The organism is Pseudomonas sp. Sample_23, from assembly GCF_004307595.1.
Lineage (GTDB): Bacteria > Pseudomonadota > Gammaproteobacteria > Pseudomonadales > Pseudomonadaceae > Aquipseudomonas > Aquipseudomonas atacamensis.
On sequence record NZ_RCNX01000063.1, the window covers coordinates 69,973 to 81,213 of the forward strand.

The 11,241-nt window shown below is 57.9% G+C and carries 10 protein-coding genes; 8 read left to right on the forward strand and 2 right to left on the reverse strand.

The features are described from left to right. Nucleotides 1–4: 4 nt before the first annotated feature. The gene (locus D8U82_RS16930; protein WP_130902582.1) at nt 5–3,205 is read left to right on the forward strand and encodes a hypothetical protein; all 3,201 of its coding nucleotides are present in this window, start codon (nt 5–7) and stop codon (nt 3,203–3,205) included. Nucleotides 3,206–3,489: 284 nt separating this feature from the next. On the opposite strand, the gene D8U82_RS16935 is transcribed toward D8U82_RS16930, so the two are convergent. Beyond that, a complete protein-coding gene (locus tag D8U82_RS16935; protein WP_024012997.1) occupies nt 3,490–3,801 on the reverse strand; it encodes a hypothetical protein in 312 nt (103 codons plus the stop codon). Between the two features lie 354 nt (nt 3,802–4,155). Between D8U82_RS16935 and folE the strand changes: the two genes are divergently transcribed. The 5 genes from folE (at nt 4,156) to D8U82_RS16960 (ending at nt 7,258) form a co-directional block, all read left to right on the forward strand. Next, complete coding sequence (gene folE / locus D8U82_RS16940; protein ID WP_016774771.1) at nt 4,156–4,713, forward strand: GTP cyclohydrolase I FolE; 558 nt, start codon at nt 4,156–4,158, stop codon at nt 4,711–4,713. Between the two features lie 45 nt (nt 4,714–4,758). Then, on the forward strand, nt 4,759–5,301 hold the full coding sequence (locus tag D8U82_RS16945; protein ID WP_122746185.1) for a DUF3833 domain-containing protein: 543 nt from the start codon (nt 4,759–4,761) through the stop codon (nt 5,299–5,301). Further along, entirely contained in the window at nt 5,298–6,008 is a 711-nt protein-coding gene (locus D8U82_RS16950; RefSeq protein WP_130887246.1) for an SDR family oxidoreductase, read from the forward strand. The genes D8U82_RS16945 and D8U82_RS16950 overlap by 4 nt, the downstream gene beginning before the upstream one ends. A 14-nt stretch (nt 6,009–6,022) precedes the next feature. Then, the gene (locus D8U82_RS16955; protein WP_130902583.1) at nt 6,023–6,328 is read left to right on the forward strand and encodes a DUF6482 family protein; all 306 of its coding nucleotides are present in this window, start codon (nt 6,023–6,025) and stop codon (nt 6,326–6,328) included. A gap of 126 nt (nt 6,329–6,454) precedes the next feature. After that, complete coding sequence (locus tag D8U82_RS16960) at nt 6,455–7,258, forward strand: DUF1206 domain-containing protein (protein ID WP_056786090.1); 804 nt, start codon at nt 6,455–6,457, stop codon at nt 7,256–7,258. Between the two features lie 42 nt (nt 7,259–7,300). On the opposite strand, the gene D8U82_RS16965 is transcribed toward D8U82_RS16960, so the two are convergent. Continuing rightward, on the reverse strand, nt 7,301–8,602 hold the full coding sequence (locus tag D8U82_RS16965) for an Nramp family divalent metal transporter (protein WP_024013001.1): 1,302 nt from the start codon (nt 8,600–8,602) through the stop codon (nt 7,301–7,303). Nucleotides 8,603–8,868: 266 nt separating this feature from the next. Between D8U82_RS16965 and D8U82_RS16970 the strand changes: the two genes are divergently transcribed. Together D8U82_RS16970 and D8U82_RS16975 are read left to right on the forward strand one after the other, a co-directional pair. Then, a complete protein-coding gene (locus tag D8U82_RS16970) occupies nt 8,869–10,002 on the forward strand; it encodes a lactonase family protein (protein ID WP_130902584.1) in 1,134 nt (377 codons plus the stop codon). 118 nt (nt 10,003–10,120) lie between these two features. Next, the coding region (locus tag D8U82_RS16975) for an MFS transporter (RefSeq protein WP_130902585.1) at nt 10,121–11,241 on the forward strand (1,121 nt) is incomplete at its 3' end.

Below are 11,241 nucleotides of genomic sequence, written 5' to 3' on the forward strand. Positions count from 1 at the left end.
TTCAATGAGCGAAACGGTCGAAGCAGCACCCCAAGAAATTTTCAATCAACCGCTGAACGCCTCGGAGCGGGAAGCGGTTGAGGCACTCGTTGCCCAGCACCAGAACAACGCAGCGCTGACCCAGCAACTGGCAGTGGATGCTTCACGGCTGGTCACGTGCAGCGAAGAACGCCTGAAACAACAAGCCGAGAGCGGATTCTTCAAGCGGTTCGCCCGTGCATTCAGCGGCAAGAATCGCCAGAACCAGTTGCAGAACCAGGTCGACGCGCTGCACATGCAGAAATTCGCATGGCACTACCTCAAGCAACTGCAGCAGCAGAACCTGATCAACGCCCAGAGTATTGCGGTGATCCGCAACAACCTGGGCACGATGAACGAATACATCATCGAAACCCGTAATTTCGTCTTGGTGGCGGTCGACAAGATCAATCGCCGCCTGCTCCGGGTTGAGAACAACACCAATTTTCACCAATGGTCGCTAAACATCGAAGCGAACAAACGTCGCTACAAATCGATGCCCAAGGGGCTGCTGGTGCTCAACCTGGCGTATGACTTCATGCGCAGCCACCCCGGCGTCATGCTGACCACGCAAGACATCAACTACCTGATCGTCACGCTGGAAAAGCTGGACGTGGACTGTGACGAAGAAGTCCAACTGTTGAGTTTCATCATCGACCTGATCGATCAGATCGAAACCACCAGCATCGAACGCTACCGCTCGGTCATCGAGCTATCGTTCGAAGAGCATGTCGCCGATTCTTACTTCGTTCAGAAAAACATCTCGGGTTTGGCGTTCAACTCGCTGTATTACCTCTCCGACGAGTACGACCGCATCATCGACATGGTCTCGGACGGCGAGGTCTGTGACAGCTCCGAGAAGCGCGAGCGAATCATTTCCAGATTCTTTGGCAAAGCGTTTTCCGGCCTTTATACCCAGTACCGGATGCGCGACCTGATAGAGGAAATTATCGGCGGCAGCCTCCTGACTCTGGAGATTTACAAGGATCAGCACGGTCTTAAGGCCTTGCCCGACGAACCCGCCGAAGATGCCCATGCCGAGCCGGTTGCACTGGTGTCGTCGTTGCCGGACATCCACTCCCACACCTTCTTCGACACCACTGACGATCTTGACGCCCGACACAACTACCTGTTGCTGTTCGCTCTGTGCATCGAGAGCTCGGCGTCATTGAACAGACAGGGCCGGGAGTTTCTCGAGTTGCTGGCGCACAAGGCCGGGTGCCCGCGGGCGCCAATTGAAATCGCAGTACTGGCGGACAACCCCCGCAAGGTTCAGGACTACTTGCCGATCCTGCAGGATCTGCTCAAAGGCGACGACAAGACCTACACTTGGCTGCTCGATGCGTTCTACCTGCTGACGCTGTGCCAGAAACAGATCGAAGGTCCTCACGTGCTGCGTATCCTGAACGCGCTCAAGCCCGCACAGTTCAAGGAAAACTTCGCCCGTGGGCTAGTGATCAGTACCGAACAGGATGAAGAGCAAGTGCTTGCGGCTGCCGAGAAGTTGCAGCAGCAGACCAACGGCTGGAAAAACATCGTTCGTTACCGCGAGCTGCGTTTTGAGCAGACCTTCACCGAGGCTCGCGCCAGACTGCGCACGGTCGGTCATGAGGCCAGCAGTCTTTCGTTCGATCTGACGAAAGCGACCCTGAAAGCCTCTGATTATTCGTTCTTCATGGAAGCATGGGACGACTCGTTCCTGAGCAAGGTCAGCAGCAAAGTGGAGGAAACGGCTTACACTCTTGGCCGTGGTTCCTGCCTGTCCTCGCTGAACGAGATGCGCAAAAAAATCAGCGAGTTCATCTCCGGACATTCCAGCACGTTGAATCAGGGTAATCGCATGCTGGCGCGCTGGGGCCTGCCCACGATCTCTTTCAAGGACGAATCCGGCTATGCCGATTTCGAGCTGGACAACTCCGCAGCTAACGGAGACTGGTACGACCAGTTCCATCACTTCGAACGCCAGCTCGACGACACACTCAGTGCCTTTTCAAATGCCTGTGCGGACGTGGCCGAACAGCTCGCGCAATTCATGGAAGGTCGATTCGACGAGTCCGTGGTTGAGCGCAAAGCGAAGCAGCGTACCGAGCGACTTCATCAGGAACAGCAGGAAAAGCTGGCCAAACAGTCGGTCGTCATCGAAAAAGATGGCCGGGAACATTTATTTAGCATCGAGTGGGGTCAGGTACAGCACCCTCCCTGCGACCCCGAGAAAATCCAGTACATCAAGACCGATGGCATCACGTGGTTGATCGTCGACCACGACAACCGGGTGTATCGCAGCCTGGATCGAGAGCACTGGCAGAACGTGCGTCTCAGCGCCACCGACAACGCACCCGCCATCTCCCAGCTGTATTTCGTGGGTGGAATATGGATTGCCATAGCGGGTTACAACGACGGGTTCTATTACTCCCGCGATGCGCAGAACTGGAAACAGACCCGTTTCCCGGATGCGCAGGGCTGGGGGTTCACCCGAACTGAAGAGGTCATCCGGTTCAACGGCCTGTGGCTATGGAGATTCAAGGAGCGCAAGGAGTACTCCTACGTCGAAAAAGGGCTGATTTTCGACTCTACAAAGACCGGCAGCTACGACGAGGTCGCCATCTTCTGCACCGCCGACCTCGACGGCCCATGGCTGCGCTGGGAAGACGCACCGAACTTCTCGGAGGGAATCGAAGTAGAAAGCATGCAGCCGCTGCCCGATGGAAGCAGCTTACTTGCATTCTGCAAGTACAACTGGGTATTCAAGTCACTGAAGAAGAAGAACAACGTGGCCTCGTTCGTCAGCTATTACGTTGCCGGTAAAGGCTGGCGAACCTGCACTTGGGCGAGCGAAGACGACAGCTACGATGCACCGCTCATCACGCGTATGGGACAGACTGTGATGTGCTTCTACTCGGATCGTGTCATGACGTCCGATAAAGGCTATGAGTGGAAGCTTCAATCCAAAGACATTTGCATCAATGCCAGCGCCCATCTGCGAGATGTCAGTCTGTTTACGACACGCTGGGGGCGAGAGGCGCTCTACGTGAGCCAGACAGGAGAAAACTTTGCGGAACTGGTACTCGAAGAAGGCAATTGGAAGCACTTCGCGGCCAACGAGCAGGGCACCTTGAGCGTCTACTCGCCGAACAAGCATGAAACCTTCTTGCGAAGCGGCAACTACATCTGCCAGCCGAAAGCGTAGCGCGGATCGGGGGGCATCGTCGGTGCCCCTCTGTCATCAACTGCACGATTCAGTCGATGAACACCCATTATTTGAAAGAGATTTGACGAGGGGGCGCGCAGACCATGAACATCGACATTACCTCCAGGTACGAGTCGTTGAACAGCCTTGCCGGGCCGTCGCACAAGCGATGTTCCGTCATCTGTTGCTTGCCTCAATTGTGCGAGAAGGCCGAAAGATTACGCTGGTTGCTTAATCACGGCTATTGGCCGGAAGCTGCCTCCCAGGCAGCGAACCGTGAATGGTCACTCGTCAAACAGGGTCCAGCCATGGCAAATGCCGGCAAAGTCTTTTGCCGTAAAAAATAATGTCAGTTCCTTTGGGTCAAATTCTTTGTAGAGCCAATGCCCAGGAATGGGGCCTCTCGTTATCACGTATTCCAAGCGGTATTTTTGAACAGGTCCAAAACCGAAGGAGTGTGAATTCAACTCAAACCTGTCACCTCTGTTGAGCGCCCATAGCTTTTCAACAAGGCAGTCATCAAGCACCACCTCTCCTGCTACCTCAACGAGATACTTTGAATGAAGTTTCTGTTGAAGCCTAACGCTTCTGGCCATGCATCAACCTACCTCTGAACAGTCCGAGCATCGGCACAATAATACTTGAACATGATGATGACCGCTTTGGGTTGAAAAAAGTGCGTTGGGCGTCCGCTTTTGGTCGATAGCTGCCATTCGCCACTGGCAGCTATCAGCTGAGACGCTCATACATCTGGCCCAAGCAAACCACTCACCAAACCTGGCCCCAGCTTTTTCCTGCCTGCAATCCCAAACCCGCACAAAAAAACCACCGATGCGTTGTCAGTTGATCCTTTTCAGCCTATCTTCAATAAAACCTATACAGCCAACCTGTATGCGTACAACCTTTTCGCCCGACAGTGTCCCTAACCCGCACCGCCACGAGTAACCCGAATGAGCCCACTACTAGCCAGCCATTACCGTGAAATCCTCGTTGGCGTCGGTGAAAACCCGGAACGCGAGGGTTTGCTGGACACGCCCCAGCGCGCCGCCAAGGCGATGCAATACCTGTGCAACGGATATGCGATGAGCCTGGAAGACGTCACCAACGGTGCGCTGTTCGAGTCGCAGAGCGATGAGATGGTGATCGTCAGCGACATCGAGCTCTATTCGCTGTGTGAGCACCATATGCTGCCGTTTATCGGCAAGGCGCATGTGGCGTATATCCCCACTGGCCGGGTGTTGGGGCTGTCGAAGGTGGCGCGGGTGGTCGACATGTTCGCGCGGCGCCTGCAGATCCAGGAAAACCTTACTCGGCAGATTGCTCAGGCGATCCAGCAGATCACCGATGCTGCCGGTGTCGCGGTGGTTATTGAAGCCAGGCACATGTGCATGATGATGCGCGGTGTCGAGAAGCAGAATTCGATCATGACCTCCTCGGTCATGCTCGGTGCCTTTCGCGACAGCTCGACGACGCGGCAGGAATTTCTCCAGCTCATCGGCCGGCGCTAGTCCTATACACAGCCTGTTAACTGTACAAGCACAAGGAGTAGGAAGATGACCCGATTTCTGCTGCTGTTAGGACTGGCGCTCAGCATTGCAAGCTGCGGCAGTGTCGATGTTGCTCGTTATGCGGATCAGCAACCGGCATTGAGTCTGGAGCAGTTCTTCAGCCAGCCCGTCAAAGCCTGGGGGATGTTTCAGAAACGCAACGGCGAAGTGGTCAAGCGTTTCGAGGTCGATATCGCCAGCCGTCGTGAAGGTGAAAACCTGATCCTCGACGAGCGCTTCCGTTACAGCGACGGCACCCGTGAACGCCGAGTCTGGACCCTCACTCCCGGGGGCAATGGTCAGTGGAGCGGTCGCGCGCATGATGTGGTCGGAGTTGCTCAGGGCCAGATCGCAGGCAACACCTTCCACTGGCGTTATCGCCTGAACCTGCCAGTTGATGATTCGACCTACGAGATGAGCATGGACGACTGGATGTACCTGGTCGACGAAGACACGTTGATCAACCGCACCCGTATGTCCAAGTGGGGTTTCGAAGTCGGTCAGGTGACGGTGTTCTTCCGGCGCCAGAACGCTGGAGCGAACCCATGAGCAGCGGGTTGACCCTCGCCTCGTTCGGCGACGGTTATCGCGCCTTGGTGATCGGTGCCAGTGGCGCCCTCGGCACGGCGTTCTGCCAACATTTGAACCAGGATCCACGCTGCGCCAGCGTCCGTGCGCTGGGACGCAAAACTGTGCCGAAGCTCGACCTCGAGCAGCCCGAAACGATCGCCAGCGCCGCCGCCGAACTGGCAGGCGAAGCGCCCTATCACCTGATCATTCACGCGGCCGGCCTCCTCCATCGTGACCGGATCAAGCCGGAAAAAAGCTACAGCGCGATCGACGCCGAGTCGCTGCAGGCCGTGTTCCAGGTCAACACGCTGGGGCCGGCATTGCTGCTGCGCGACTTTCTGCCATTGCTTGCGCCTCAAAGCGCGATGGCGATGCTGTCGGCGAAAGTCGGCAGCATCGGCGACAACCGTCTGGGTGGCTGGTACGCCTATCGCGCCTCCAAGGCTGCGCTGAACATGTTGATCAAGACCGCCGCTATCGAACTCTCGCGCACGCGACCGCAGAGTCGCTTGCTCAGTCTGCACCCGGGCACGGTGGTCTCGCCGTTGTCGCAACCTTTTCGCGGAGCCTCGAGCGCCCGCCCGGCAGACATTGCCGCTGCGCAATTACTGAGTCTGATTGACACGCTGACGCCGGCCGATAGCGGCCATTTCTTCGCCTACGATGGAGAACGCCTGCCCTGGTAGGCAAGGAGTGAAGCATGAATCTGCAAACCCTCACCGAACGTGCGGCCAACAGTGAAGTTCGCGAACTGGAGCTGCTGTCACTCGAAGGTGGTTTTTATCTGGCGAGAATTCGCGTAGATCAGGGCCAGTTCACCTTGCTCGATGACGCGGCCAAACCAATGCACCTGCGTTCGATCAGCCACCTGCGCGACTTGCTGCAAACCGTGCCGGCGTTTCCCTGCGTGCTGGTGCAGCAATGCGTGCACGACGAAATGTGCGGCCGGGATTCAGGGCCGGTCGAAGAGCTGCGCATTCCATTTTCGCTGACCACGCCGTTATGACGCCGAAGCGAGGCAAGCGCTGCATGGCAGGCTGATAAGGCGCGCGTCGCCCACCGGCGACGCATTTATCGAACCCCTGCTCCGTCCACGGGTCTGCTTCACATCGATTCCCTGGAAGTAAACCCCATGTCCACTCAACACACACTTGTCCTGCTTGCCCGAGGCGGATACGCCGCGCGCGGCGTTCTGTATCTGATCATCGGCATCTTCGCGCTGTTGGCAGCGCACGATTCCACCAAACCGAAAGACAGCCACAAGAGCCTCGAAGCATTGCTCAGCCAGCCCTTCGGCTACGTGCTGATCGGTGTTGTGGTCGCCGGCCTGCTGGCCTTCGCCGCCTGGCGTGCGCTGCAAGCGATCCGCGATGTCGACCACCACGGCAGCGAGTTCAAAGGCCTGGTCATTCGCGCAGGTTTGCTCGCCGGCGGTCTGGTCAACGCGGCGCTGGCCTTCTTTGCCTTGGGTCTGTTGGTGAGTGGTCTCAGGAGTTCGGGCGGCTCCGGCGATGGCAAGACCAAGGATCTGCTCGCGCAGCTGCTGTCGTTCGAGCATTCGAACCTGTTGATCTACCTGATCGCGCTGATCCCGCTCGGTGTCGGTATCGCCCACATCATCAAAGGCTGGAAGGCCTCGTTCGAGAAGTACTTCGAAGCGGATGACGAAGTGATGCGTTACGTGCGCCCGGTGTCGCGCTTTGGCTTGATCGCCCGAGGCGTGGTGTTTATCGAGATTGCAGTGTTGATGGCGGTCAGTGGCTCGGTTTACCAGGCAACCAATCCACCCGGCATGAAGGAAGCGCTGGATGCTTTGCAGAATCTGCCGGCAGGCGGCGTGCTGTTGATGCTGATGGCGTTAGGGCTGATCGCGTTTTCGGTGTACAGCTTTTCCGAAGCGGCTTGGCGCCGGATCGAAATGGATGTGCCGCTGTAAGCGGCGATTCGAGGGGGCGTGTGCCCCCTCGACTGCTTCCCGTCAAGTAAACAGATCAACGCCCAACTGGAACGCTACCCATAGCGCCAGACCTGTAGCAAACATCAGCGCGATGTTTTCAAACAGGTTGTTGCGGTACTGCTTGTCCAGCAGCGATTTCTGGTTGGACATGATCAGCAAGCCCAGGGAAATCACCGGCAAACCAATGATGTTCAATGCGCTGACACCAATGGTCAGGGTGACGAAATCCGGCATGCCCGGCATCGACCAGATCAGCGGCGTGACCAGAATGAACAGCATGAACCACTTGTGCATCGGGTCGTGATGGAACTCTTTACCGTACTTCTCGCGACGCTCAGGACGAACATGCTGGAAGGCATCGGTGATCAGCATCGGAAACGCTGTGGTCTTGCCTGAAATACTGGCGAACAGCGTTGCGAACACACCGATGAAGAACACGTACCAGCCGATCGGGCCGAAGAAGATTTCCAGCGCCTTGCCCAGATCGCCCAAGGTTTTCACCTCGATACCGTTGGGCCGCAGGATTTCCGCGCCGACGATCCAGATCGCCAGGTTGATGATGATCCCGACGAACACCGCAAACAGCAGATCGTTACGCTGAATGCGCTTGTGCTGCGGCCCGGTCCAGCCTTTCTGGCGCATGACATACGGGTGCACGAAGTTGGCGATCGAGCCGGCGACCGCGCCGATCACCGAGACCGCCACCAGCAACGCGCCATGCACGCCTTCGTCCGGCGGAATGCTGAAGCCGATGGTGCCTTTGATGATGCCGCTGACATCCGGACCGGACATCACCGCCAAGGCGATGAACGCCAGGGTCATGATCGCCAGCAGCAGCTTCATCACGCCTTCGATCATCGTGTAGATGTTGCGCCCGACCAGCATCCACACCGCCAGCACCACCGCCACCGAGCACAGCAATGGCTGATCGATCTTGAACAGCATCGCCAGCGACTCCCCTGCCCCCTTGATCATGTAGGCGTTCATCAAGTGCCCCATCAACAGGGCATAAACCAGCATGAACCAGGCAAACACCGGGTTGAGCTGGGCGTAGCCCTGCAGAATGGTCATGCCTTGGTTATTGCACAGCTGGAACCGGGCAATGATGTTGACGATCAGGTATCTAAGCAACAGCGAGACCGCCAGCACCCACATCATCGCGTAGCCGTAGTTCGCACCGGCCACTGAAGACGTGATGAGATCGCCCGCACCGAGCCACGACAGCACGGCAATAATGCCGGGGCCGAGCAGTTTCAGCGTACGCAGGAACAGGTTTTGCGGTTTTGCGGCGGCCTGATGATCGAGTGGAGCCATGCTCGTCATAGGGGGTATCTCCGTTATTGTTTTTGTGAGAGTTGTTGCACTGCGCACATTAGGTAGGATGTCGTACAACAACGCTAACGGGAGAGTATGTAGAAATGTGTCAAACCTCAATCACGACCACCCTCTCCGGTCATTTCCGCTGATCAAAATCATCTAGAACAAGCACGTCAAATAAGCGTAGCGACGTTACAGGCCCACGAAATAGCCATTGATGGCCCAGCCAATCACTCATAGGATGACTGATCACAACAACAATAAGGCTGGGAATGATGAAAAGAACCCTCTTGATCGCTGCGCTCGCCTCCACGTTGAGCGTGACGGCCAACGCCGCTACCTACGCTTACATCTCAAGCCCCGGCGACGGTCTGATCTCGCAATATCGCCTTGATCAGAACAACGGCGCACTGACCCTCGTTGAGCAGATCCAGGCCGGCGACCAAGTCAATCCGATGGCGCTCACCCCGGACGGCAAAGTGCTGTTTGCAGCGTTGCGGGTCAAGCCTTTCCAGGTTCTGGGCTATCGGATCGACTCCAAAAGCGGTCATCTGACAAAGTTTACCCAAGCGCCCCTGGCAGAGAGCATGGCCTACCTGTCGACCGATCGAAAAGGTCGCTACCTGCTCGCCGCGTCCTACGGCGCCGATGCACTCAGCGTTCAAAAGATCGGCGAGGATCATCAGCCTTCCGCCAACATCCTGCGCTACCCGACCGGCCTGCACGCGCATTCGATTCGCACCGAGCCGAGCAATCGCTTTGCCTACGCCGGCAACTTGGGCACCGACCAGGTGCTGCAATATCGCCTGGACGCCAAGACTGGCGAGCTTAGCCCGATCGGCAGCGGCTCGGTCAGTGTTCCGGAGAAAACCGGGCCTCGGCACCTGGCGTTCTCGCCCAACGGCAAATTCCTTTACGTCGTCGGTGAAATGAGCGGCACCGTGACGGCGTTTTCGATCGACGAGGCCAGCGGCGCGTTGACCCGAATCGCTGAAGCCAATGGCATTCCCGAGCGATTGAAACTGGCCCACGGCGAAGTGCGGGATGCGCGCAACAACGACTTGAAAGACGATCCGACCCGACGCATCTGGGCTGCCGACCTGCGCATGTCGCCGGATGGAAAACTGCTGCTGATGAGTGAGCGCACCAGCAGCAGCGTTTCGGCATTTGCCGTGGATCCGGCAACGGGAGGACTGACGTTTCTCGACAACTACCCGGTGCAAGAACAGCAACCGCGAAATATCGCCTTCTCCCCCGATGGCCGCTGGCTGCTGGTGACGGGCGAGAAAAGCGCCAAGGTCGGTACGTACGCGGTGAGCAAGGATGGCGCGCTGAAGCGTGTCGGTGAAGCGGCATCCGGCAAAGGCGCATTGTGGATCGAGATACTGCAAACGCCTGACGCTTGAATACCTGCGGAGCAGCAACTGCTCCGCCGTTCTGCAACTAATCGCCCGCCGCTTCGGTCATTAGGTTTGCCGAGGTTGATACATTTACGCAGACCTCACTTTCAAGAGACTGCCCCCCGTGATCAGCCATCTCGATCGCCGCAACAACCGCTCGCTGGACAGTCTGAATTTCTTTCTCGCCGATGTCCGCGACGGCCTCGGGCCGTACCTCGCCATCTACTTGCTCGCCGTGCACCACTGGGACCCGGCCAGCATCGGCGTGGTCATGACCATTGCCGGTATCGCCGCACTGATCACGCAGACGCCCGCTGGTGCGCTGGTTGACAGCAGCCGGGCGAAACGGGCGCTGGTCATCTTCGCCGCGCTGTTGGTGACGGTGAGTTGTCTGCTCCTGCCGTTCATTTCGTCATTCAGTCTGGTGGCGTTGACCCAAGCCTTGAGCGCGGCGGCAGCATCTATTTTTGCCCCGGCCATTTCCGCGATCACCCTGGGCATCACCGGCCCGCGAGCATTCACCCGGCGTACAGGTCGCAACGAGACGTTCAACCATGCCGGCAACGCGTGCGCGGCGTTGTTGGCCGGTTTGTTTGCGTATCTGTTCGGTCCGGTGGCGGTGTTTTATCTGATGGCGGTCATGGCGCTGGCCAGTGTGATTGCCGTGCTGTTCGTTTCGGCAGAAGCGATAGATCACGATGTCGCGCGCGGTTTGCAGCCTGGCGATCAAAGCCATCAGCCGTCCGGATTCAAGGTACTGCTGAGCAATCGCCCGTTGCTGATGTTTGCCCTGTGCTGCGCGCTGTTTCACTTGGCCAACGCGGCGATGCTACCGCTGGTGAGCCAGAAACTCGCCCAAGCCAACTTGCACATGGCCACGCCGCTGACGTCGGCGTGCATCGTCGCAGCCCAACTGGTGATGGTGCCGATGGCGCTGCTGGCCGGTGCGAAAGCCGATGTCTGGGGACGCAAACCGTTATTGCTGGCGGGTTTTCTGATCCTGCCGCTGCGTGGCTTGCTCTACACCTTCTCGGATGATCCGTACTGGCTGGTCGCCGTGCAGCTGCTCGACGGCGTCGGCGCTGGGCTGTTCGGCGCGCTGTTCCCGGTGATGGTCAAGGATCTGACCCTCGGCTCCGGGCATTTCAATGTCAGCCTCGGCGCGCTGACCACAGCGTTTGGTCTGGGCGCGGCGCTGAGCAATGGGCTGGCCGGATTTGTCGTCGAGGCCGCCGGTTACAGCGC